Annotated in this window: 22 protein-coding genes; 17 read left to right on the forward strand and 5 right to left on the reverse strand. The window is 60.5% G+C overall.

Features of this window, described 5'->3' with window-relative positions; genetic code table 11:
- The first annotated feature begins 245 nt into the window (after window positions 1-245).
- The 9 genes from hemC (at window position 246) to LZG00_15245 (ending at window position 8315) form a co-directional block, all read left to right on the forward strand.
- Window positions 246-1208, forward strand: a complete 963-nt coding sequence (gene hemC, locus LZG00_15205; protein ID MCF3595343.1) for a hydroxymethylbilane synthase — start codon at window positions 246-248, stop codon at window positions 1206-1208.
- 96 nt (window positions 1209-1304) lie between these two features.
- On the forward strand, window positions 1305-1811 hold the full coding sequence (locus tag LZG00_15210) for a DUF1643 domain-containing protein (protein MCF3595344.1): 507 nt from the start codon (window positions 1305-1307) through the stop codon (window positions 1809-1811).
- A 2-nt stretch (window positions 1812-1813) separates the two neighbouring features.
- Window positions 1814-2107 carry a DUF5665 domain-containing protein gene (locus tag LZG00_15215; GenBank protein ID MCF3595345.1) on the forward strand — a complete coding sequence of 98 codons (294 nt, stop codon included), beginning with the start codon at window positions 1814-1816 and terminating at the stop codon, window positions 2105-2107.
- A gap of 170 nt (window positions 2108-2277) precedes the next feature.
- The gene (locus tag LZG00_15220; protein MCF3595346.1) at window positions 2278-3273 is read left to right on the forward strand and encodes a calcium-binding protein; all 996 of its coding nucleotides are present in this window, start codon (window positions 2278-2280) and stop codon (window positions 3271-3273) included.
- Between the two features lie 150 nt (window positions 3274-3423).
- On the forward strand, window positions 3424-3693 hold the full coding sequence (gene rpsO, locus LZG00_15225; protein ID MCF3595347.1) for a 30S ribosomal protein S15: 270 nt from the start codon (window positions 3424-3426) through the stop codon (window positions 3691-3693).
- A 263-nt stretch (window positions 3694-3956) separates the two neighbouring features.
- The gene (locus tag LZG00_15230) at window positions 3957-4478 is read left to right on the forward strand and encodes a carbon monoxide dehydrogenase subunit G (GenBank protein ID MCF3595348.1); all 522 of its coding nucleotides are present in this window, start codon (window positions 3957-3959) and stop codon (window positions 4476-4478) included.
- A gap of 47 nt (window positions 4479-4525) precedes the next feature.
- The gene (locus LZG00_15235) at window positions 4526-5011 is read left to right on the forward strand and encodes a (2Fe-2S)-binding protein (GenBank protein ID MCF3595349.1); all 486 of its coding nucleotides are present in this window, start codon (window positions 4526-4528) and stop codon (window positions 5009-5011) included.
- A gap of 53 nt (window positions 5012-5064) precedes the next feature.
- Window positions 5065-7428 (forward strand): xanthine dehydrogenase family protein molybdopterin-binding subunit, encoded by a 2364-nt coding sequence (locus tag LZG00_15240; GenBank protein MCF3595350.1) that lies wholly within the window; start codon window positions 5065-5067, stop codon window positions 7426-7428.
- A 107-nt stretch (window positions 7429-7535) separates the two neighbouring features.
- The gene (locus LZG00_15245; protein MCF3595351.1) at window positions 7536-8315 is read left to right on the forward strand and encodes an FAD binding domain-containing protein; all 780 of its coding nucleotides are present in this window, start codon (window positions 7536-7538) and stop codon (window positions 8313-8315) included.
- 77 nt (window positions 8316-8392) lie between these two features.
- Here the strand turns inward: LZG00_15245 and LZG00_15250 are convergent, their stop codons facing one another.
- Window positions 8393-11623 (reverse strand): efflux RND transporter permease subunit, encoded by a 3231-nt coding sequence (locus tag LZG00_15250; protein MCF3595352.1) that lies wholly within the window; start codon window positions 11621-11623, stop codon window positions 8393-8395.
- Window positions 11616-12629, reverse strand: a complete 1014-nt coding sequence (locus tag LZG00_15255; GenBank protein ID MCF3595353.1) for an efflux RND transporter periplasmic adaptor subunit — start codon at window positions 12627-12629, stop codon at window positions 11616-11618. The genes LZG00_15250 and LZG00_15255 overlap by 8 nt, the downstream gene beginning before the upstream one ends.
- 268 nt (window positions 12630-12897) lie before the next feature.
- On the opposite strand from LZG00_15255, the gene maiA reads away from it, so the two are divergent.
- The 6 genes from maiA (at window position 12898) to LZG00_15285 (ending at window position 19104) form a co-directional block, all read left to right on the forward strand.
- Window positions 12898-13542: a maleylacetoacetate isomerase gene (gene maiA / locus LZG00_15260; GenBank protein ID MCF3595354.1), complete on the forward strand. Its 645-nt coding sequence runs from the start codon at window positions 12898-12900 to the stop codon at window positions 13540-13542.
- Window positions 13543-13587: 45 nt separating this feature from the next.
- Complete coding sequence (locus LZG00_15265; protein ID MCF3595355.1) at window positions 13588-14625, forward strand: TRAP transporter substrate-binding protein; 1038 nt, start codon at window positions 13588-13590, stop codon at window positions 14623-14625.
- A gap of 165 nt (window positions 14626-14790) precedes the next feature.
- Window positions 14791-15360: a TRAP transporter small permease gene (locus LZG00_15270; protein MCF3595356.1), complete on the forward strand. Its 570-nt coding sequence runs from the start codon at window positions 14791-14793 to the stop codon at window positions 15358-15360.
- Window positions 15357-16679: a TRAP transporter large permease gene (locus LZG00_15275; protein ID MCF3595357.1), complete on the forward strand. Its 1323-nt coding sequence runs from the start codon at window positions 15357-15359 to the stop codon at window positions 16677-16679. Before LZG00_15270 ends, LZG00_15275 begins: the two co-directional genes overlap by 4 nt.
- Window positions 16680-16825: 146 nt before the next feature.
- Complete coding sequence (locus LZG00_15280) at window positions 16826-17803, forward strand: SLAC1 anion channel family protein (protein ID MCF3595358.1); 978 nt, start codon at window positions 16826-16828, stop codon at window positions 17801-17803.
- A 122-nt stretch (window positions 17804-17925) separates the two neighbouring features.
- A complete protein-coding gene (locus LZG00_15285; GenBank protein ID MCF3595359.1) occupies window positions 17926-19104 on the forward strand; it encodes an amidohydrolase family protein in 1179 nt (392 codons plus the stop codon).
- 156 nt (window positions 19105-19260) lie between these two features.
- Here LZG00_15285 and LZG00_15290 read toward each other — a convergent pair whose 3' ends face one another.
- Entirely contained in the window at window positions 19261-20577 is a 1317-nt protein-coding gene (locus LZG00_15290) for an FAD-dependent oxidoreductase (GenBank protein ID MCF3595360.1), read from the reverse strand.
- Between the two features lie 118 nt (window positions 20578-20695).
- On the opposite strand from LZG00_15290, the gene LZG00_15295 reads away from it, so the two are divergent.
- Window positions 20696-21232 carry a DUF2478 domain-containing protein gene (locus tag LZG00_15295; protein MCF3595361.1) on the forward strand — a complete coding sequence of 179 codons (537 nt, stop codon included), beginning with the start codon at window positions 20696-20698 and terminating at the stop codon, window positions 21230-21232.
- 26 nt (window positions 21233-21258) lie between these two features.
- On the forward strand, window positions 21259-22413 hold the full coding sequence (argE, locus tag LZG00_15300; protein MCF3595362.1) for an acetylornithine deacetylase: 1155 nt from the start codon (window positions 21259-21261) through the stop codon (window positions 22411-22413).
- Between the two features lie 24 nt (window positions 22414-22437).
- Here the strand turns inward: argE and LZG00_15305 are convergent, their stop codons facing one another.
- Together LZG00_15305 and LZG00_15310 are read right to left on the reverse strand one after the other, a co-directional pair.
- Window positions 22438-22698 carry a hypothetical protein gene (locus tag LZG00_15305; protein ID MCF3595363.1) on the reverse strand — a complete coding sequence of 87 codons (261 nt, stop codon included), beginning with the start codon at window positions 22696-22698 and terminating at the stop codon, window positions 22438-22440.
- Window positions 22695-23441, reverse strand: a complete 747-nt coding sequence (locus tag LZG00_15310) for a cobalamin biosynthesis protein CbiX (protein ID MCF3595364.1) — start codon at window positions 23439-23441, stop codon at window positions 22695-22697. Before LZG00_15310 ends, LZG00_15305 begins: the two co-directional genes overlap by 4 nt.
- Between the last annotated feature and the right edge of the window lie 312 nt (window positions 23442-23753).

The following is a 23753-nucleotide window of genomic DNA, read 5'->3' on the forward strand; positions in this document are numbered from 1 at the left end:
CCTTTATTTGCCCGGTGCCGTGGTCTCTTTCCGGGGGCGGGATGTCAAGGGCTGGATGTGGCGCTGGACCGCTCTGGCGGGGGCTTGGTGTGCAGAGCGCAGTGTTGTGGAGCGTGGCGGGCGGGCATTCGAGTATTTCTGGAAAGATGAAAGCGGAGCGTGGTGGCGCAGCGGATGCAGGCGCGGCGCGGGAGGGGCCGTGCAACTGTCTTGAAACCCGTGCGGCGGGGCACTAAAGCGGGGATATGACATATGAATTGCCCACGCCCGCTTCGCCCCTGAAAATCGGCACCAGAGGATCGCCTCTGGCGCTTGCTCAGGCACATGAGACGCGCAGGCGGCTGGGGGTGGCGTTTGAGCTGCCGCCCGAGGCGTTCGAGATCGTGGTGATCAAGACCAGCGGCGACGATGCCGCGTTGATTGCCAAGGATAAGCCCTTGAAGGAGATTGGCGGCAAGGGGCTGTTTACCAAGGAGATCGAGGAGCAGCTTTTGTCGGGTGGCATTGATATCGCGGTGCATTCCATGAAGGATATGCCGGTGGATCAGCCCGAGGGGTTGCTCCTGGATTGCTATCTGCCGCGTGAAGATGTGCGCGATGCGTTCATTTCACCGAAATACGGCGCAATTGCCGATTTGCCGGAAGGCGCGGTTGTCGGCACTTCGAGCCTGCGCCGACGTGCGCAGTTGAAGGTGGTGCGGCCCGACCTCACGCTGGTGGAATTTCGCGGCAATGTGCAGACCCGTCTGCGCAAGCTGAATGAAGGTGTGGCAAGCGGCACGTTTCTGGCGATGGCCGGGTTGAAGCGGTTGGGGCGCGAGGATGTGCCCGCGACGCCGATCGAGACCGAGGATATGCTGCCTGCCGTGGCGCAGGGCGCGATCGGGATCGAGCGGCGGGGCAGTGATTCGCGTATTGCGGCGCTGTTGGAGGCAATCCATGACCGTCAGACCGGCGAGAGGCTGGCGGCGGAACGGGCATTTCTGGCGGCGTTGGATGGCTCGTGCGAGACGCCGATTGCCGGGCTGGCCGAGCTGGAAGGCGGGAGCCTGCGGCTGCGCGGCGAGATCCTGCGGCCCGATGGCAGTGAGCGGCTAAGCGATGAAACCACGGGTGCCATTGCGGATGGGGCCGAGATGGGTCGTGAGATGGCCGAGCGGTTGCTGAAACAGGGCGGGCCGGGGTTTTTCGACTGGCGGACGGGGTGATCTGGCGCGCCTTGGCGGGATGAAGGCCGGTCCTTGGCCGCTGGCGCGGTGACTTGGCGGGTTGCGCCTTGTGCGGTGGCGGGGCAAAACCAAGGCATGATTACCCGCACCCATACCAAGGGCGATGCGCCCTCGACCGCCGTCTATTCTGCTTGCGAGGCATATCGCTATTCACTGACCCGGATTTGGGACGCGGGCGGGCGAAAGGCGTTGTTCATCATGCTGAACCCGTCGACCGCGACGGAGGTGCAGAACGATCCGACGGTGGAGCGTTGCGAACGGCGCGCGCGGGCGCTGGGCTTTGGGGCCTTCCGGGTGACCAATATCTTTGCCTGGCGCGATACTGACCCGAGAAAGATGCGCGCCGCCGCCGATCCGGTGGGACCGGGCAATGATGCGGCGATTATTGAGAGCTGTCCCTGGGCGGATCAGATTATCGCCGGATGGGGCACTCATGGCGCGCATCGGGAGCGGGGGGCAGACGTGGAACGGCTGTTGCGCGAGACCGGGCGAGAGGTGTTTCATCTGGGGCTGACCAAGGCTGGCCACCCCAAACACCCGCTATATATTGCCTATAGCCAACAGCCGGAGCGATGGTTTTGAGCGTGGATGAAACGGACGACAAGGGAAGCGAGATTGCGGCCCAGACTGAGGCGATCAACCGGTTGGCGCGCGAGGTTGAGCGGCTGAACGGGCATCGGTTCATGAAGCTGCACGGGTCGCGTTGGCGGATGATGATGTTTTCGCTGTCGCGAGGGCTGGCCTTTGGGTTGGGTTCGGTTCTGGGGGGCGGGATATTGGTTTCGCTGCTTGGCTGGTGGTTGTCGCAGTTCGAATTCCTGCCCTATATCGGGGAATGGGCGGCGCAGTTGGTCAAGGAAATCCAGGGCGCCGAATAGCGCGGAATGCGGTTTTGATGGCGCAGAGTTTCGCTATGGCGCTGCAAAATCCGGCGCAGGGTGCAGAGCGATCCGGGGCTGTCCCAGTGTTAACCATCCTACCACATTGGATTTGACCGACCCGGAGGTCGGGGACAGAATGACTCGGGCGTTTCGTCGGAGTTGTAACGATGCTGTTTCTTGCGGGTTTGATGGGTATGGCTCTGGTTGGGGCCACTGTTTTTGTAGGCATGGATGGTGGTGTCGATGGGGCGCCCGAGGATGAGTCGCAGGGCGATTCCGGCAACGGCAGCGGCAGCGGCGATGGCCCGGATGGTGAGTTGATCGATCTTGGCAAGATGATCGAAAGCGATGCGCAGGATGGCGGCCAAGATGAGACGCCGGACGGCGCGCAGGGCGGAGGTGAAGGCGCTGATCTGATCACTGGAGGTGCGGGCGACGATACGGTCGACGGCGGCGGTGGTGACGATCATCTGCGCGGCGCGTTCGGCGATGATTTTCTGCGCGGTGAGGAAGGTGATGACACGCTGCACGGCGAGTTGGGCGATGACACGCTGGACGGGGATGATGGTGCGGACCATCTGTTCGGGCATATCGGTGACGACCTTCTGCGCGGCGGTGCGGGTGATGATACGCTGGAAGCGGGGGATGGCGACGATGTGTTGATCGGCGAGGCCGGTAATGATGCGCTGCACGGCTATCTGGGGGATGATACGCTGAGTGGTGGTGAGGGGCGCGATACGCTTTTTGGCGGTTGGGGCAACGATGTGGTGATCGGCACGGGGGATGGCGACGGCGAAGACGCGCAGGATTTTCTCAACGGTGGCGGCGGCGATGATGCGATCTTCGCGGGAGCCGGTGATATCGTGAATGGGGGCGGCGGCGCGGATTCGATCTTTGTCAGCGAATGGGCGCCGGACTTTGTCGCGCAAATGTCCGATTTTGACATCGAAGAAGACACACTGGTGGTGCTTTATGACGATTCAGTGCCAGATGCCGAATACGAGTTGAGCATCGCGATGGATGCTCTGGACGATGAGTTGACCCATGTGTTGTTGAATGGTGAAATTGTTCTGTCGGTGATGGATGGCGGGGCGTTGGCGCTGAGCGATATTCAATTGGTGGCGCAATCGGCGGCAGGCGCGCTTCTGGGCAATGCGGCCTAGCAGGCCAGGGTTGGCGATTTCGCTTTTCTTTCACGGGGATTTCTTCTATACGCGCGCATCTTCCGGGGTTTCCTGGAAGTTCTCCCACAGGACCCTGCTGGACGACATCCCGGCTTGCGCCCTTAACCCTTTGATCTGAAGGAGACCCCGATGTCGATTACTGCTGAAGAAAAAGCCAGAATCATGAAGGAATTCGCAACCAAGGAAGGCGACACCGGTTCGCCCGAAGTGCAGGTTGCGATTCTGAGCTCGCGTATTGCCACGCTGACCGAGCATTTCAAGATCCACAAGAAAGACAACCACGGTCGTCGTGGTCTTCTGGTGATGGTTGCCACGCGTCGTAAGCTGCTGGATTACCTGAAAGCCAAGGAAGAGGCCCGTTATACGGACCTGATCAAACGTCTGGGTCTGCGCCGCTAAGGCCGCACTCGCAGAATTCGATCCGCAGGGATCCGCGAACGCCCGCTCGTAAAGAGCGGGCGTTTTGCGTTTTAGGGCCGGACGTCTTGTTTTGCGAGGGATTGAGCGGGGTCGCGCGCGGAAGGGTGATGCGTTCGTGAAGAAACTCGGGATAACCGCATAGACCGAAACGATTTCATCGACTAGCATTTGAGTCGCGGTCAAGTTGCACCGTGGCCCCGGGGAGGGGCGGACGACAGAAATAGATCGGTTCGGGAGGACCCATGAAGCTTGAAGCAACGCGACAGATTGCTGCGGATCGTGCCACCGTCTGGGCGGCGCTGCTTTCACCAGAGGTTCTGAAGGAATGTGTGCCGGGGTGCCAGGAGCTGTCCGGCAGCGCCGACGAGGGATTCGAGGCGGTGGTGGTGCAAAAGGTTGGCCCGGTAAAGGCCACGTTCAAGGGCGTCGTTACCTTGTCGGATCGGATCGAGGGCGAGAGCCTGACGCTGAGTGGTGAGGGCAAGGGCGGTGCCGCGGGCTTTGCCAAGGGCAGCGCGGATGTGCGGCTGGAAGATGGCGAGGATGGCGGCACGGCGTTGATTTATGACGTTGATGCCAAGGTGGGCGGCAAGCTTGCCCAGCTGGGAAGTCGCATCATCGACAGTTTTGCGCGCAAGATGGCGGACCAGTTTTTCGACCGCTTTCAGGAAGCCGTGGAAGGGCCGGGCGAAGAGCCTGAGGTCGCAGACGAGGCCGAGGCCGAAAAGCCAAAGGGCTGGTTCAAAAAGGTATTCAAGGGCTGAGGTGAAATTGCCCAGTCCCAACAGATTGACGTTCAAGGGAGGAGCGCATGACCAAACTATCAATGACGGTGAATGGCAGGCAAGTATCGGGAGAGGCCGAGGGGCGCACGCTGCTTGTCAGTTTCCTGCGTGAGGAGCTGGGCCTTACCGGCACGCATGTGGGCTGTGACACCGGGCAATGCGGCGCTTGCGTCGTGCATGTCAACGGCGAGGCGGTGAAAAGCTGCAACATGCTGGCGATGGAGGCCGAGGGCGCCGAGGTGGCCACGATTGAGGGGCAGGCGGAAGAGGATGGCACGCTCAACACCATTCAAGCGGCGTTTCGCGAGCATCACGGGCTGCAATGCGGTTTCTGCACGCCGGGCATGGTGATGTCGACGGCAGCTCTGCTCAAGGAGAACCCCAAGCCGAGCGAGGCGGAGGTGCGCAACTATCTGAGCGGCAATATCTGCCGCTGCACCGGTTATCACAACATCGTCAAGGCGATCATGGCGGCGTCCGGGCAGGATGTGAGCGCTATCGCGGCTGAGTAAGAACAATATACCGTAGGTGCGTGATTTCACGCACTACTAAGGGAGGAATTTACATGCCCAAAGATCATGGCATTGGCGCCAGCCCGAAGCGGCGCGAGGACAACCGGTTTCTGACCGGCTCTGGCAATTATACAGACGATATCAATATTCACGGACAGGCCTATGTGCATTTCCTGCGCTCGGATGTGGCGCATGGTTTGCTCAAGTCCGTTGATACCAGCGCGGCAGAAGGCATGCCGGGGGTCGTGAAGGTCTTTACCGGCAAGGACTTTGAAGGGGTCGGCGGTATCCCTTGTGGCTGGCAGGTGACAGACCGCAACGGCGAAGTGATGCAGGAGCCGCCGCATCCGATTCTGGCGCAGGGCAAGGTGCGCCATGTGGGCGATCCGATTGCCGCCGTGGTGGCCGATACCCTTGAGCAGGCGCGTGATGCCGCCGAGGCGATCGAGCTTGATATCGAAGAATTGCCGGCGGTGGTCGATATGGGCCGCGCTTTGGGTGATGGCAGCCCCAAGGTGCATGACGATCTCACGTCGAACCTTTGTTATGACTGGGTGTTGGGCGAGACCGACGACGGCGCGGTGGACAAGGCGTTTGCCGATGCGGCGCATGTGACCACGCTGGAATTGCGCAACAATCGGCTGGTGGCGAACCCGATGGAGCCGCGCGTGGCGGCGGCGGAATATAGCCGCGGCACGGGCGATTACACGCTTTATACCACCTCGCAGAACCCGCATGTGATCCGGTTGTTGATGTGTGCCTTTGTGCTGGGTCTGCCCGAGCATAAGGTGCGTGTTGTGGCGCCGGATGTCGGCGGCGGTTTTGGCACCAAGATTTTCCATTACGCGGAAGAGGCGTTTTGCACCTTTGCCGCCAAGGCCTGCAACCGGCCGGTGAAATGGACCGCGAGCCGCTCGGAGGCGTTCATGTCGGACGCGCATGGGCGCGACCATGTGACCAAGATCGAATTGGCGCTGGACAAGGACAACAACTTTACCGCGCTGCGCACCAATACGATGGCGAATATGGGGGCCTATCTGAGCACCTTTGCATCTTCGGTGCCGACATGGCTGCACGGCACCTTGATGGCCGGCAACTACAAGACGCCAGTTATTCAGGTGAATGTGAAGGCGGTGTTTACCAATACCGTGCCGGTGGATGCCTATCGTGGGGCCGGACGGCCCGAAGCGACGTTCCAGTTGGAGCGGGTGATCGACATGGCAGCGCGAGAGCTTGGTGTTGATCCGATCAAGCTCAGGCGGCAGAATTTCATCACCGAGTTCCCCTATGACACGCCTGTGGCGCTGACCTATGATACCGGGGATTACAACGGGACGATGGATGTTCTGGAAAAGGCTGCCGATCTGGCCGGGTTTGCCGCAAGGCGCGCCGAGAGTGAGAAGAAGGGCAAGCTGCGCGGGCTTGGTGTGAACTGCTATATCGAGGCCTGTGGCATTGCGCCGTCAAATATCGTTGGCATGCTGGGCGCGCGCGCCGGGCTTTATGATGCGGCGACGGTGCGGGTGAATGCCACCGGGTCGATTTCCGTGATGGTCGGGGCGCATAGCCACGGGCAGGGGCATGAGACCGCCTTTCCCCAAGTGGTGGCCGACATGATCGGGATTGATGAAAGCCAGGTCGAAATCGTGCATGGCGATACATCCAAGATTCCGTTTGGCATGGGCACTTATGGGTCGCGGTCATTGGCGGTTTGTGGTTCGGCGATGGTGAAGGCAACCGAGAAGGTGATCAACAAGGCCAAGAAGATCGCGGCCCACCTGATGGAGGCCAGTGAAGCCGATATCGAGTTGAAGGACGGACAGTTCACCGTGGCGGGCACCGATAAGTCAGTGGCGTGGGGCGATGTGACCCTGACCGCCTATGTGCCGCACAACTATCCGTTGGAGGATATCGAACCGGGGTTGGAAGAGACCGCGTTTTACGACCCGGCCAACTTTACCTATCCGGCGGGCGCCTATGCCTGTGAGGTCGAAGTGGACCCGGAGACCGGCAAGGTGACCATCGAGCGGTTCAGCGCGGCGGATGATTTCGGCAATATCGTCAACCCGATGATTGTCGACGGCCAGGTGCATGGCGGAATTGGTCAGGGGATCGGGCAGGCGTTGCTTGAAAACTGTGTCTATGACGACGAGGGCCAGCTCTTGAGCGCATCCTATATGGATTATGCCATGCCGCGGGCCGATGACGTGCCGTTCTATACGGTGGATCATTCGAGCCAGACGCCTTGCACGCACAACCCATTGGGCGTGAAGGGCTGTGGCGAGGCGGGGGCGATTGCCTCGCCGCCATCGGTGGTCAATGCGGTGATTGATGCGCTGCAATCGGGTGGTCACAAGGTCGACCATGTGGATATGCCGGTGTCGCCGTCGCGGGTCTGGGCGGCGATGCAGGGATGAGATGAGAGGGCGGGTGCGAGGGGCCAGCCCCTCGCGCTCCCCGGGATATTTCTGGCAAGATGAAGGGGCGGGCGTTTTAGGCGGATCGCTTCGGGAGGAAAGAAAAAATGTATGCATTTGGTTTTGAGCGCCCTGGCAGTGTTTCGGATGCGGTGGCGGCGCTGAAAGACGAGGACGCGGTGGCGCTGGGCGGGGGGCAGACCCTTATCCCGACGTTGAAGCAGCGATTGGCGAGCCCGTCGAAGATTGTTTCGCTTGGTGCGATTGACGCGCTGAAGGGGATTTCGCAGGAGGGGGACACCTTGGTGATCGGGGGCGCAACGTGCCACGCGGATGTGGCGCGCGATGGCAGTATTGCGGCACTGTCGGCGCTGGCGGGCAATATTGGTGATCCGGCGGTGCGCAATCGCGGCACGATTGGCGGGTCACTGGCCAATAATGATCCGGCGGCCTGTTATCCGGCGGCGGCCTTGGCGATGGGGGCCGTGATTGTCACCGACAAGCGCGAGATCGCGGCGGATGATTATTTCATCGGCATGTTCGAGACCGCGCTGGACGAAGGCGAGATCATAACGGCGGTGAAATTTCCCAAGCCCGCGGCGGCGAGTTATCAGAAGTTCGAGCAACCTGCGTCGCGCTTTGCTCTGGTTGGGGTTTGTGTGGCCAAAACCGCGAGTGGCGTGTGTGTTGCGGTGACCGGGGCCGGGAATGATGGCGTGTTTCGCTGGGGCGAAGCCGAGGCGGCTTTGAACGGCGATTTCTCGGCTGGGGCGCTGGACGGGATGGCGCCGGGTGCGGATGGCATGATGTCTGACCTGCATGGCAGCGCGGAATACCGCGCGCATCTGGTCGGGGTGATGACACGGCGGGCGGTGGCTGCCTGTTGAGGGATCGTTTTGCTTTGAAATGAAAAAGGCCCCCCGGATATGACACCGGGGGGCCTTTTGATTAGCCGGGCGCGTGATCAGGTTTTGAACACGCGGTAGATTGCGGGGATCACCAGCACCGTCAGCAGGGTAGAGCTGAGCAGGCCGAACAAGAGCGAGATCGCGAGGCCCTGGAAGATCGGGTCGGCCAGGATGACCACCGCGCCGATCATGGCGGCGATGGCGGTGAGCAGGATCGGCTTGAAGCGGATCGAGCCGGCGGCAATGAGGGTTTCGATCAGCGGTGTGTCGGGGCTACCCTCATGGCGGATGAAATCGACCAGCAGGATCGAGTTGCGCACGATGATGCCCGCAAGCGCGATGAAGCCGATCATCGAGGTGGCCGAGAAGGGCGCGCCGAGCCACCAATGCCCGGCCATGATGCCGAGGAAGGTGAGCGGGATCGGGGTGAGGATCACCAGCGGTAGGCGGAAGCTGCCGAATTGCGCCACGACGAGGATGTAGATGCCCAGAAGGGCCACTGCAAAGGCCGCGCCCATGTCGCGGAAGGTGATCCATGTGACCTCCCATTCGCCATCCCAAAGCAGGGTGATGGCGGTGTCATCTTCGGGCTGGCCATTGAGGCGGATGGTGGGTTTGGTGTCGTTCGGCCAATCCATCTTGTCGATCTCATCGGCGACGGCGAGCATGCCGTAGAGCGGCGCTTCGAATTCGCCTGCAAGTTCGGCCATGACCATTTCGGTGTAGCGGCCATTGTGGCGATAGATCGGGAAAGAGGCGCGTTCTTCGGCAAACTCGATCACGTCGCCAAGTTCGACCACGCCGCGCGCGCCGGGCAGGACGTTGGCGGGAATGGGCGTGGAGAGGAAGCGTTCATCGACCACACGATCGGATTTGTCGCGCGCGACCTCGATCGGGATCGGGCGGCGGCCGTTCTCGCGATGTGAATAGCCCACTGTTGCGCCACCATTGAGGATGGCAAGCGTGTCGAACACGTCCGTCTCCTGCACTGAATGGAATTCGAGCTGATCCGTTGAGATAGTGGCGCGCAGGCGGCGTGGCTGAATACCGAAGCTGTCATCGGTATCGACGATATAGGGCACGGCATTGAACGCGGCGCGCACCTTGGTTGCGACGGCGCGACGGGTGTCGGCATCGGGGCCGTAGATTTCGGCCAGTAGGGTTGCCATGACCGGCGGGCCGGGAGGCGGCTCGACCGTTTTCAATGTGGTGCCGGGGGGCACATCGAGCGCGAGGATGCGTTCGCGGATATCAAGCGCGATATCATGGGAAGTACGCTCGCGGTGGTGTTTGGCGGCGAGGTTGATTTGCACGTCGCCCTGGTGCGGCTGGCTGCGCTGATAATAGTGGCGCACGAGACCGTTGAAGTTGAACGGCGCGGCGGAGGCCGCGTGCGTCTGGGTCGAGATGACCTCGGGGAGGTCCAGCACGGCGACGGCGACGGCCTGGGCCACGGTGTCGGTATCTTCGACGGAGGCACCTTCGGGCAGGTCGATAACCACCGAGAGCTCGGATTTGTTATCGAACGGCAAGAGTTTGACCGTCACGTCCTTGGTATAGAGCAGGCCGAGCGAGCCGAAGGAGGCGACGACGGTGAGCAAAAGGAAGGTGAGCGCGCCGGTTTTGGTTTTGAGGATCGGGCGGGCGACGGCGGCATAGACGCGCCCCAGAACGCCGCCGTGATGGCCGCCTTCGCCTTCGGCATGAGCGGACATATCGGCGGAGCCGGAGAATTTCAGCATCAGCCAAGGCGTGATCATCACCGCGACGAAGAATGAGAAAATCATTGCCGCCGAGGCGTTGGCCGGGATCGGCGACATGTAGGGGCCCATCAGGCCCGACACGAAGAGCATCGGCAGAAGGGCGGCGACCACGGTGAGGGTGGCGACGATGGTAGGATTGCCGACTTCGGCGACGGCGCGGACGGCTTTGGTGACGCGGTCGGCCTTGTCGGGCATGGCCCAGTGGCGGGCGATGTTTTCGATTACCACGATGGCGTCATCGACCAGGATGCCGATGGAGAAGATCAGCGCGAAGAGCGAGACGCGGTTGAGGGTGTAGCCCATGATCCACGCGGAAAACAGCGTGAGCAGGATGGTGACGGGGATGACCACGGCCACCACGAGGGATTCGCGCCAGCCGATGGCGATCATCACCAAAGCGACAATCGAGACGGTGGCGAGGCCGAGGTGAAACAGCAGTTCGTTGGCTTTTTCATCTGCGGTTTCGCCATAGTTGCGGGTGATTTCCAAAGCCATCGTATCGGGGATGAATTTGGGCGAGAGGGCCTCGATCCGGGTGAGGATCTGTTCGGAGACGACGACGGCGTTGGCGCCGGCGCGTTTGGCGATGGCGAGCGTCACGGCGGGGGTGCGATGGATGTTGCCGTCGCCATCGCGGATTACGTTGGCGACCATCTTGTCGGAGGTGTCGGGCACGTAGGAGACATCGGCGACGTCGCGCACATAGACCGGGCGGTTGTCACGCGAGGTGAGCAGCAGGTTGCCGATCTGGGCCGGGGCCTGAAGGGTTTCGCCCGCGACCAGCGCGATTTGTTCGCCGCCATCACGGATAAAGCCGGTGGAGAACGCCTTGTTCGCCATCTGAACCTTGCCTGCCAACTGTTGAAGCGTGATGCCATAAAGCGCGAGGCGTTCAGGGTCGGGGGCGATGCGGATCGCTTCGGGGCTGTCGCCTACCAGATAGGTGAGGCCGACATCGTCGATCTTGGCCACTTCGACCTGCAATTCACGCATGATGCGGGTGATGTCATTGGCGGTGACGGCGGTTTCGCCGGGTTTGCCCGAGAGGGTGAGCGCGACGATGGCCACGTCATCAATGCCGCGCCCGACGATCAGGGGTTCGGCGATGCCGACCGGGATGCGATCCATATTGGCGCGCACCTTGTCGTGCACGCGCAGGATGGCGGTATCGGAGGGCGTGCCGACGAGAAAACGGGCGGTGACCATGGCGTAATCGTCCATGGTGTTGGAATAGATGTGTTCCACCGCGTTGATGCCCTGCACGATGGTTTCCATCGGTTCAGTCACCAGTTTGACGGCGTCTTCGGCGCGCAGGCCGGGGGCCTGAATGTGGACGTCGACCATCGGCACGGAAATTTGCGGCTCTTCCTCGCGCGGGAGCGCCCCAAGTGCGACAAGACCCACCGCGAGCGCGGCGAGAATCATCAGCGGCGTGAGTGGTGAGCGGATGAAACTGCGGGTGAGCGCGCCTGCGATGCCGAGCTTGGGTGCCGAGGGTGCAGGCGTCTTGGAGGTGTCAGTCATGGCCTGCGTCCTTGGTGGGGGTGTAGGCGGGTTCGGACGGGGGCAGCAGCACTTCGCCCTCGCGCAGGCCGGAAAGCACCTCGACCATGGGGCGGCCTTCGATAACGTGCCGTTCGCCGGGGACGATGGCGCGCAGCACAGATGAGTTGCCCTGTTTCACGCTGACGAAATCGAGGCCCATGCGGGTGGCCACCAGATTGGCGGGGATAAGGAGGGCGCTTGTCTGACCGACCGGCAAGCGCACCAGCACGCGGGCATCGACGAAGCCGGCGGCGAGGTCGCCGACGTCGACATCGGCGATGACGCGGCCGTTTTCGATTAGCGGATAGACCTTGGCGAGTTTGCCGGTCAGATTTTTACCGTCTTCGCCGATCTGGATTTCATCGCCCTCGCGCAGGAAGGCGGCATGGCGTTCAGGCACGGCGAGGCGCAAGAAGAAGCCGCCGCCGCCGATCATTGCCACCACTTCGCCCGGCATGACGACCGAACCGGGTGTGACCGGGACCGAAAGAACGCGGCCCGAAATCGGCGCCAGAACGGCACCTTCGGCGGCGCGTTGTTCGATCACCTGTTTCTCGGCACCTGTCGCGACGATCTGATTTTTCAGAACGTCGACTTGTGTGCGCAGAGCGTCGAGGCGCTGTTTGGTGGTGACGCCGCGCTCAAGCAGGTCTTCGCCGCGGGTCAGTTCGGTTTGGGCATTGTCGAGTTGGGATTGCAGCGCGCCGATCTGGGCCTCGACCGCGCCGAGTTCAAGCGCGAGTTTGGCATCGTAAATCGTGGCGATCTGTTGGCCCTCGGACACGTCAGAGCCTTCCGACACATCGATTTTGGTAAGTGTACCACCGAGTCGCGCACGGGCCGGGACGGTATTTCGAGCTTCGATTTTACCGAACACCGCCTTCCATTGTGTGATTGTGGCCGTTGTGGCGACGTCTTGGGCGTTGGCGGCGCCGGTGAGCGGCAACATGAGGCCGATCAGGGCGGAAATGAGCACGATACGCATGGTGGATTCCCCGGGATTCTCTGGTTCTTAGGTTACATATGCAATTATTGCGATGTGATCAAGGCCTGCTTTCAGTCGGCGACCGTCCGGTCGGTTTATATTTACCGTCGGGAGTCGATTTTTGTAGAAATAAATATCCTTATCGTGTTAATGATTTGACGGTTGCAAATGTATCTATATGTATGAGCCGAAATCCACACCGCTGTCGGGAGCGAGTTTGACAGAAGCGTGGAGCGGTGAAACGGGGAAACTTGGGAGGCGATACCGGATGCGGTTTTACGGCTATTTTCGAAGCTCATCGGCGTATCGCTGTCGGATTGCGTTCAATCTCAAGCAATTGGATTATGACTTTGAGCCGGTGCACCTCAAGTCTGGGGAGCAGCAGGGCGAGGCGTATAGCGCACTTAATCCGCAAATGTTGGTTCCAACGTTGGAAACCGACACCGGGGCGCGGCTGATCCAATCGCTGGCGATTATCGAATGGCTGGATGAGACCTATCCGGCGGTGCCGCTTTTGTCGCGTGATCCGCTGACGCGGGCGCGGGAACGTGCGTTTGCCCAGGTAATCGCGTGCGAGATCCATCCGCTGCAAAACCTGCGGGTATTGAAGTATCTGGCCGCCGAGATGGGAGTGGGTCAGGAGGGGACAAGCGCGTGGCTTAACCGGTGGTTGGGCGATGGGCTTGAGGCCTGTGAGAAGCTGTTGGCCGAGCGTGAGGACCAAACACCGTTTTGTTACGGGGAGCAGCCGGGGTTGGCGGATATCTGTTTGATACCACAGGTTTTTTCGGCAGAGCGCTTTAATGTGGATATCAGCCATCTGCCGTTGGTGAGTGAGATTTATGCCCGTGCGGGGTCTTTGCCCGCGTTTGAGCGGGCGCATCCGGCACAGCAGCCGGATTTCGAGACCTGAGGCATAGTGCCAAAGGGTCATATTGTAAAAATGGGAGGAACTGACATGACGATTACGAGAAACTTTCTGCGCGGCGCTGCCGCTGTGGCGATTGTAGCGGCCAGCGGCATGGCCGCGATGGCGCAGGAGGTGACATTGAAGATGCACCAATTCCTGCCGCCGCAGGCAAACGTGCCCAAGCTGGTTCTGGATGTGTGGGCCGACAAGGTCGAGAAAGACAGCGAAGGCCGCATCAAGATCGACCGTTTTGGCGCGATGGCGCTGGGGGGCAAGCCGCCCGAGCTGATTGACCAGGCGATTGATGGCGCGGTTGATATCGTGTGGTCGGTGAACGGGTTCACGCCGGGCCGCTTCCCCCGCACCGAAGTTTTTGAACTGCCCTTCATGGTCAGCGATGCGCGCGCCGCGTCTTCGGCCTATTGGCAGATGTTCGAAGAGCATATGAAAGACACAGACTTCAAAGATCTGAAGATTTTGGGGGCCTGGGTGCATGGCCCCGGTATGCTGCACACCAAAGAGCCGGTGGCAAAGCCGTCTGACCTGAATGGTATGAAGATTCGCGGCGGGTCGCGGTTGGTGAACCAGCTTCTGGAAACTCTGGGGGCGACACCGATCGGCATGCCGGTCACGGCGGTTCCCGAAGGGCTGTCCAAAGGTGTGCTGGATGGCACGACGATTCCGTGGGAAGTTACGGCGGCTCTGAAAGTGTCGGAACTGGTCGGCAACCACACGGAATTTGATGGCGCGGCGATCTATGACATGACCTTTGTCATGGCGATGAACAAAGCGAAATATGAGAGCCTGCCTGATGATCTGAAAAAGGTGATCGACGACAACTCGGGCCTCGAATTCTCGATCTTTGCGGGTGGTGTAATGCAGGACATGGATGCACCGGCGCGCAAAATCGCTGTGGACCGGGGCAACAATATCGTTACCGTTACAGCCGAAGACGCGAAAGAATGGGACGCAATTGCCAAGCCGATTTATGATCAGTGGATCGCGGATGTGGCGGACAAGGGCATCGACGGTCAGGCAATGATCGACGAGGCGCGTGCGCTGATGCAAGCTTATGAGGCCAAGTGAGCCTAGCCGTCAGGAAAAACGGCTTCTGAGGCGTCAGGGCGTTTTGGGCTGATGATAGAACGGGCCGCAAGGCATTTACCTTGCGGCCCGTGCAATTGACAAGCGATGCATCCGCTGGGTCGGGGGCAAAATAAGGGGAGGAAGAACGTGCAGCTACATCGAACGATGCTGTTTCTGGCGCGATTCATGGCAATCTTGGGCGGAATAGTTCTGTCGTTTCTGGTGATCCTGACATGCGTGTCGGTGCTGGGCCGAGGGATCAATACGTTTTTGCATTCCGATATGATGCAGGGATCGATGCAAGGTCTGGCCGAGACGCTTCTGGCCACGGGGATTGGCCCGGTTCAGGGGGACTATGAACTGGTCGAGGCGGGTATTGCTTTCGCCATTTTTGCCTTCCTGCCGCTGTGTCAGATCACTGCCGGGCATGCCTCGGTCGATATTTTCACCTCTCGATTTCCCAAACGGGCGAACCGGCTCATTCAGATGGTTGTCGAGTTCATTTTCGCGGCTGTTCTGGTTCTGATCGCTTGGCGGCTCTATGAGGGCATGATGTCGAAGATGAGTTATAACGAGACGACCTTCCTGTTGCAGTTTCCGATCTGGTGGGCCTATGCGGTCAGCCTTGTTGCCGCTGTTCTGGCGGCAATTGTCGGGGTCTATATGGCTGTTGTGCGGATCATCGAATTTTTCACCATGCGCACAATCGTGTCGGCGGCGGAGGTAGACCATTGACCAATTTTGAGATCGGGTTGACTTCGTTCCCTGTGCTTTTGATGCTGATTTTTCTACGCGTGCCGATTGGGCTTGCGATGTTTTTGGTGGGGCTGTTCGGGCTTTATCTGGTGACGGGTGGGTGGAACATGGCGCTGTCGCGTCTGAAGTCCGAAACCTATACGACGTTTTCGTCTTATTCGCTGTCGATTGTGCCGATGTTTCTTTTGATGGGGCATTTTGCAACGCTGGGCGGTATGAGTACCGCGCTGTTCAAGGCGGCCGAGAGTTGGCTGGGGCATCGGCGCGGCGGGGTTGCCATGGCAGCGGTTGGCGCTTGTGCGGGCTTTGGCTCGATCTGCGGATCGTCGCTGGCGACGGCGGCCACGATGAGTCAGGTCGCTCTTCCTGAGCTGCGCCGCTATGGCTATTCCGGGGGCTTTTCGACCGCGACCTTGGCGGCGGGCGGCACGCTGGGGATTTTGATTCCGCCGAGTGTGATTTTGGTGATCTATGCCATTCTGACCGAGCAGAACATCGCCAAGCTGTTTCTGGCGGCGTTCATTCCCGGCCTTCTGGCGGCAATCGGGTATATCATCACGATTTCGATCTATGTGCGGATCCATCCCGATGCGGCGGGTACGCGCGAACCGATACCTTATTCCGAACGGTTTCGAGCGCTGGTTGATGTTTGGCCTGTTCTGCTGGTGTTCTTTCTGGTGGTCGGGGGGATTTACCTTGGCTGGTTCACACCGACGGAAGGTGCGGCGGTGGGCGCGTTTGGTACCGGGCTGATTGCCTTCCTCAACGGTGGGTTGCGCCGCGTGACGATCATCGAGAGTTTTCTCGCAACTGGTCGCTCAACCGCGATGATCTTTTTCATCGTGTTGGGCGCGGCGTTTTACAATGGCTTTCTGGCGCTCACCCAGGTGCCGCAGGAATTAGCCGAATTCGTTAGCGCGCTGGGCTATTCGCCTTGGGTGATTTTGGCGATTATCCTGTCGCTTTATCTTGTGTTTGGGTGTGTCATGGACAGCTTGAGCATGATCCTGCTGACCATTCCGATCTTCTTTCCGATCATCAGCCAGCTTGATTTCGGGATGACGCTGGAAGAGACCGCGATCTGGTTCGGGATCATTGTTCTGATCGTTGTCGAGGTCGGGCTGATCACGCCGCCGGTGGGGATGAACCTGTTTGTCATCAACTCGATGGATCGCACCACGCCGATGGTCGAGACCTATCGTGCGGTGATGTATTTCGTCGCCTCGGATATCGTGCGCGTGATCATCCTGATCGCGTTCCCGTCGATCACCCTGTTCTTGTTGCGCATATTGCATTGACGACAGACGGGTGTGGGGGCAGACTCGCTCCCTGCGTAGACTGAAAAGCTTACAAGGGGGCCGCTTCATCGCGGCCCCTTGCTTATATATTCCGAAAATGAGATATAACTTGCGAATCGAATGACTGGTAGTCGAAAGGGCGCGCCATGAGTGATGCAGCGGTTATAATGCCTGAGCGTGGATTGAAGCATTACCCCGTGCCGCTTTTCGGCATGGTGATGGGGTTGGCGGGGTTGGCGCTGGCCATGCATGCGGCTGAAAGCGCCTTTGGCTGGGGCGGGCAGATGTCGAACCTGTTTTATTGCTTCACCTGCGCCGTCTTTGTGCTGATCTCTGCCGGATACCTTGCCAAGATGGTGATCTATCCCGGCGCGGTGGTAGCGGAATGGCGTCATCCCGTACGGTTGAGCTTCTTCCCGGCGATAGCGATTTCGCTGTTGTTGTTGGCCACGGCGACGCTGGAGCGCAATATCGCTCTGGCCGGGGGGCTGTGGATGGCGGGTGCGGCGCTGCAATTCGTGCTGACGATTGCGGTGGTCAGTAACTGGATCGGCACGCGTAGCTTTCAGCATGGCATGCTCAACCCGGCCTGGTTCATTCCGGCGGTGGGCAATGTGATCGTGCCGATTGCGGGCGTGCCGTTGGGATTTGTCGAACTGAGTTGGTATTTCATGTCCGTTGGGCTGATCTTCTGGATCGTGCTGTTGACGCTGGTGATCAACCGGTTGGTGTTTCACGATCCGATGCCGTCGCGGTTGCAGCCGTCGCTGGTTATCCTGATCGCGCCGCCTGCGGTCGCATTCGTGGCGTGGCTGCGGCTCAATGGTGGAGAGATCGACCCGTTTGCGCAGATCCTGATCAACGGGTCGTATTTCTTTACGGCGCTTGTTTTGGTGCAATTGCCGCGCATCCTCAAGCTTGAGTTCGCAATCAGCTTCTGGGCGCTGAGCTTTCCGTTCGCTGCAGTGACGATCGCAAGTTTCCGTTTTGCGGCGCTGAGCGGGTCAGATATCCATCGGCTGATGGGTGGGGGGCTGTTGGCGGTGCTATGCCTGATCATCGTGGGGCTTCTGGTGCGCACCACCAAGGCGGCTATTGATGGCAAGATCTGCATTTCCGAATAATGCCGTAAGCGCGCGCGACGCGGGGTCTGTAAGTCGATTTGATGTGAATTTCGCCAGCGAAGGCTTGACGCGGGTGCCTCTCCGTTTGCACACTAACGAATAACGCAAAGGAGGATTTGCAGATGGCAAAACTGGTGATCCGCAATATCGGGATGATTCTGTCGGGGAAGATGGAAGCGCCGATTCTCGATGGTGATTGTGTGGTGGCCGTGGATGGCAAAATTACCGCCATCGGCTATGAGAAAGACATTGATTGCGAAGGCGCCGACACCGAGGTTGATGCCCATGGCGTGACCATTGCACCGGGGCTGATCGACAGTCATGTGCATCCGGTGGTGGGGGATTACACGCCGCGCCAGCAACAGGTTAACTGGATCGATTCGACGCTGCATGGCGGTGTCACCACGCTGATCTCGGCCGGCGAGGTGCATATGCCGGGGCGCCCCAAGGATATCGTGGGCCTCAAGGCGATGGCGATCGCGGCGCAGCGCTGGTACGAGAATTTCCGCCCCTCGGGTATGAAGGTGATGGCCGGTGCGCCCGTGCTTGAAGAAGGCATGGTCGAGGATGATTTCAAAGACATGGCCGCCGCAGGCGTGACGCTTCTGGGCGAGGTCGGACTTGGCACGGTCAAGGATGGCAAGACCGCGAAACAGATGGTTGATTGGGCGCGCAAATACGGCATTCAGAGCACGATTCACACGGGTGGGCCGAGCATACCCGGCTCGGGGCTGATTGATGCGGATATGGTGCTGGAAACCGGCACGGATGTGATCGGCCATATCAATGGCGGGCATTCGGCGCTGCCTGACGATCAGATCATGTGCCTGTGCGAAAGCTGCACCGCGGGTCTTGAGATCGTGCATAACGGCAACGAACGCGCTGCCTTGCTGACGCTGAACACAGCGCGCGAGCTGAAACAGATGGATCGGATTATCCTGGGCACCGATGGCCCGGCGGGCTCTGGTGTGCAACCCTTGGGGATCTTGCGGATGGTGGCCATGCTCTCATCGCTGGGTGACGTTCCGGCCGAGGTGGCGTTCTGCTTTGCCAATGGCAACACGGCGCGCCAGCGCGAACTCGATCAGGGGTTGATGGAAGTGGGGCGCGCCGCCGATTTTGTGCTGATGGACCAGGCCCAGCATGCGCCGGGCAAGAATATGCTCGAATCGGTGCAACTGGGTAATCTGCCGGGCGTGGGGATGACCGTGATTGATGGTGCGGTGCGAAGCTTGCGCAGTCGTAACACCCCGCCCGCCACGCGCCTGCCGGAGATCACCAAAGGGCGTCTGACTGCCTGACGATGCGCTTCATCTTGCCCAAAATATCCACCGCGCAACGCTGCCACAGGTGCGCGGCTTGCAATTTGGGCAGACCAGTGGACTTTGACTGGGGCCGAGCGGAGCGAGGCCCCCCGCGACGCCGTTAGGCGGCGCAACCCCTCGGGTGCGCCCGTTTTAGCGAATGTACCGCGCCGGGGAATAGGGCGTCATGTCGAGATTGGGGCGGTGCCCCGAAATCATCTGCGCAAGCATCCGACCGGTTTTGGGACCGCCGGTCAAACCAACATGATGATGTCCGAAACCGACCCAGGCGCCCTTGAGTCCTGGCACTTCGCCGATGGCGGGGATCGAATCGGCGGGGGCGGGTCGGTGACCCATCCATTCGGTTTCTTGTGCCCAGCTCAGATTGGGTAACACCCGCGCGAGATGGCGGCGCAACATCGCCGTGGGCGCTTTGGAGGCAGGGGCGTCAAGACCGCCAAGCTCGACCACGCCGGCAAGGCGCAGGCGGCCTTCCATCGGGGTCATCACGAATTTACCCGCCGCCACCATGACCGGAGAGCGCGGCATCGCCGAGGGCTGCCAAAGCTCGACATGATAGCCCCGCTCGGTTTCCAGCGGCACATTGAGGCCAAGCTTGGCGCCGAGTGCCTTTGACCACGCGCCGGTGGCCAGCACGACACCGTCGCAGGGGATCGTCTCGCCACCTCCGCGCACGCCGGTGATGCGTCCGTTGGCTTGGGCGAAATCGGTGACGGTGGCCTTGATCATCTTTGCGCCATTGGCCAGCGCATGCGCGGCGAGGGCTTTGACATAGGCGCCCGGGTCGCTGATCCGCCCGTGATCGCCGAGACGCGCGGCAAAGCCGACCTTGTCAGAGAAAATCGGATCGTAGCGTGCTAGCGCGTCGCGCTCTAACTCGTCCCATTCAAAGCCGAGTTCGCGACGGACCTGCCAGCTAAAGGCGTCATGGGCGAAATCGGCGCGGTCGCGGTAGAGGAAGAGGTAATCCGAAGGCACGATCCAGCGCTCGGCGCCAGTGCTTTCGGCCAAAGCCAGATGATCGTTGAGGCTGTCACCGATCACGCCTTTGAGCGCCGCAGCGATACGGCGGGCCTCGGCGGCGGTGGCATGGGAGAGGAATTTGGCGAGCCAGGGCATGAGCCGGGGCAGGTAGCCCCATTTCATGAACAACGGCTGATCGCGCCCAAGCAGCATGCCGGGGGCTTTCAGCATCAGACCCGGTTCTGTCACCGGCACCACGGCGCAGGAGGCCAGAAGCCCAGCATTGCCATAGCTTGCGGCCTCGCCCGCCTGCGTCTCGCGTTCGATCAGCAAGACCTTGTGACCGGCGCGTTGCAGCCAGATCGCGGTTGAAACTCCGACGATACCGGCCCCGATGATGGCAATGGTTTTTGGCTGATCCTGCAAGACGCGCGCTCCCTTGGTGGCGTGTTCAACGTGACGCGGGTAGCGCGGTTTTTCAAACATGATCTGGGCCGGTGCGCAATTTTGCAGGGTCGCCGTGACCGGCGCGGCCCTTGGAATCGGTGCGTACTGGTAGTATCGAGTTTGAGAGATGCGGCGAACAGATGGACGGAGGTGGCACATGAATATTGCCTATTGCATGGCCAACCGGCGTGGTGGCACTGATCTCTTGTTGCAGGAGGTGGCCGGGTTTGCCCGTGCGCGGGGGGTGAAGACCTGTGGTCTTGTGCAGATCAACACTGAATGTCAGCCGGACGGCCCTTGCGACATGGACGTGCAGATTCTTCCAGATGGGCCGGTGATCCGAATTTCGCAGTCTCTGGGACGCGGATCGCGCGGGTGTCGGCTGGACAGTCCGGCGCTGGAAGATGCGGCGGGGCAGGTGGCAGCGGCGCTTGAGAAGGGCGCGGATCTTATGATCATCAACAAGTTCGGCAAGAGCGAGGCAGAGGGCAATGGGCTGCGCGCGGTGATCGCCGAGGCGATTGCGCGGGACGTGCCGGTTCTTGTAGGGCTGAACGTCGCCAATGAAGCCGCGTTTGAGGCATTTTCGGGCGGCTTGGCGCATAAGTTGACGCCCGAGATCAAATCGGTTTGCGAATGGGTTCTGGCCGTGACCGGGCGCGGGTCGGCGGATGTAATTGAAGCGGCTGAGTAGGCGGTTTGGAGAGGTATCAAATGGATATGTTGGAGAGCACCTGCGCGCATCTGGAGCGGTTGATCGCCTTTCCGACGATCTCCGCAGACAGCAATCTTGAGATGATGGTCTACCTGGCCGACCTTCTGGGTGATCTGGGCGCGCGGGTGGATTTGCAGCATGACGAGAGTGGCACCAAGGCCAATCTGATCGCCACGATCGGGCCGGACGTTGAGGGCGGTTTGATGCTGTCGGGGCATAGTGACGTGGTGCCTGTGGCCGGGCAGGCCTGGACCAGTGACCCGTTTGAGATGATCGAGCGTGACGGCAAACTTTTTGGGCGCGGCACCTGCGACATGAAGGGGTTTATTGCCGCCTGCATTGCTATGGCACCGCGATTTGCCGAGCGGGTGGGCGCGCGGCCTATCCATTTCGCGTTTACCCATGACGAGGAGGTGGGTTGTCTCGGGGCGCGCCATCTGGTCGAGATGATGCGCGAGCGCGGGTTGCGACCGGGTATGGCGATCATTGGCGAGCCGACCGAGATGCGCATCATCGAGGGGCATAAGGGCTGCTTTGAATACACCACGCATTTTCACGGGCTAGCCGGGCATGGATCGGACCCGGATGCGGGGGTGAATGCGGTGGAATACGCGGTGCGCTATGTTTCGCGGCTTTTGCAATTGAAAGATCAGTTGCGCGATAGGGTGCCCGAGGACAGCCGGTTTGAGCCGCCCTGGACCACGGTGAACGTGGGTGGCCTGCATGGCGGGGTAGCGCATAACGTGATCGTCGAGACGGCGGCGGTGGAATGGGAGATGCGGCCCGTGCAGAAGGCGGACGCAGATTTCGTCAAGTCGGACCTTTTGGCCTATTGCGAGGAGGATCTGCTTCCAGCGATGCGCGCGGTTTGTCCTGAGGCAAGGATTGAAACGCAAGTGATTGGCGAGGTCGAGGGGTTGATACCGGCAGACGAGAACGAGGCGCGCCAGATTGTTGCCGAGTTGACCGGAGCTAATGGTGCTGGGCTGGTACCGTTTGGCACGGAGGCCGGGATTTTCCAGAGCTTTGGCATGGATGTGGTGGTTTGCGGGCCCGGTTCAATCGAGCAGGCGCATAAGGCGGATGAATTTGTTTCCCGCGATGAATTGGGAAAATGTCTGAGTATGTTGGAGAAGCTGTCACTTCGCATGGCCGGATAGGCGACCCCGGCGTCGCAACAGAAGTCAGGATTCGCCGGGGGTCTTTTCTGCCTCGGCAATCAGTGAGGCAATCCAGCGGGCGCCAAGCCATGTTGCCGGGATCGAGAGCGGCAGGGTGATCAGAGCGGCCATATGGGGCGAGATTGCAGCGAACCCGAGCGGCTGTAACAGCAGGAAAACGAAGAAGACGTTGACCCCTACGCCGCCGTAGGCGAAGGGGAAGATGACCGCGCAGAGCTTCAGGCTTGGCTTGGGGCTTGGCTTGGATTTGGACGGGGTGCTCATGCGGCGTGTCTTTCTGTGGCGTGGCGTCTGAGGCTGTTTGCGATCAGGGCGGGCAGGCCGCTGGCTTGGGCCAGGACGGGCAGAACGGGGCCGTCGAATTTTGCCTCGGCCAAGGCTTGGGGCAGATCGGTGAGCACATGGCCGGCCTTCATGGCAAAGAACGGAAGGCAGATCGCCTGACCCAGATCGCGGGCGGTTTCGCCAAGATAGGGGGGCTGTTCGATAAAGCCTGTAACGGTGCGGCGAAAACCCAGGACATGACCGAGCAGCTTTGCCGTGACGAGCGCGCTTTCGGAGCTGGCAGGGCGAAGGGATTTGCTGCCGTGGGCGGCGAGCAGGAGGGTTGTATCGCCTGCATCCCAGTCACGCTGTGCAAGTACAGCGCGCAGTATGTCAGCGAAAAGGTCGGGCAGGGCAGGATCAACGCCAGTGGGTGGCAAGACATGGGCCGGGTGATCGCCAATCCGTTTGATCAGGTGGGTTTCGGTGAACCAGCCACGGGCCATGAAGAACGGGTAGATCAACGGGTTTTCGACCCGGCCGAGGGCGGCCTCGAAAGCTCCCGGGTTGGCCAGCGTCGTGCCTTCGATGCGCCAACCGGGCAGGTGATGCGCCACTTTGGTGGCCAGTCCCTGCATGACGCGTTCGTGTGGGGCAGGGTCAGAGGGGCTGCCATGGGCCACGATGATTGCGACCGGCGCGGCGTCGGAGGTGTTTGGAAAGCTCTGAGGTGATTGGGGCATTCTCGGTTTCCAGACTTGATACGTTTCGCCGGGTTTGATCGTGTATGTCTTTGGTCATGTTTGCCTGAAACATGCCTGTTTTTCCATAGTATACGGCATCAAAGGTGCGTGGGGGAGTTTGCGTCAGAAAGGCAATTGTCCCGCCCTTGGTGAGGCTTGGGGCAGTTTCACGCTTTGAACGCTTGCTCTCCTTGACTTTCGTTAAGGTGGTTTTTGCATGGGTTCATCACAGTGGAGTTTACAACTTTGGTCAGGCATTGTGCCGCACGACGCTCATCATGAGCGCGTGCAGCCAGGGCCTTTAGCGGAAAA

This window comes from Rhodobacteraceae bacterium LMO-JJ12 (assembly GCA_021555075.1).
Lineage (GTDB): Bacteria > Pseudomonadota > Alphaproteobacteria > Rhodobacterales > Rhodobacteraceae > JAKGBX01.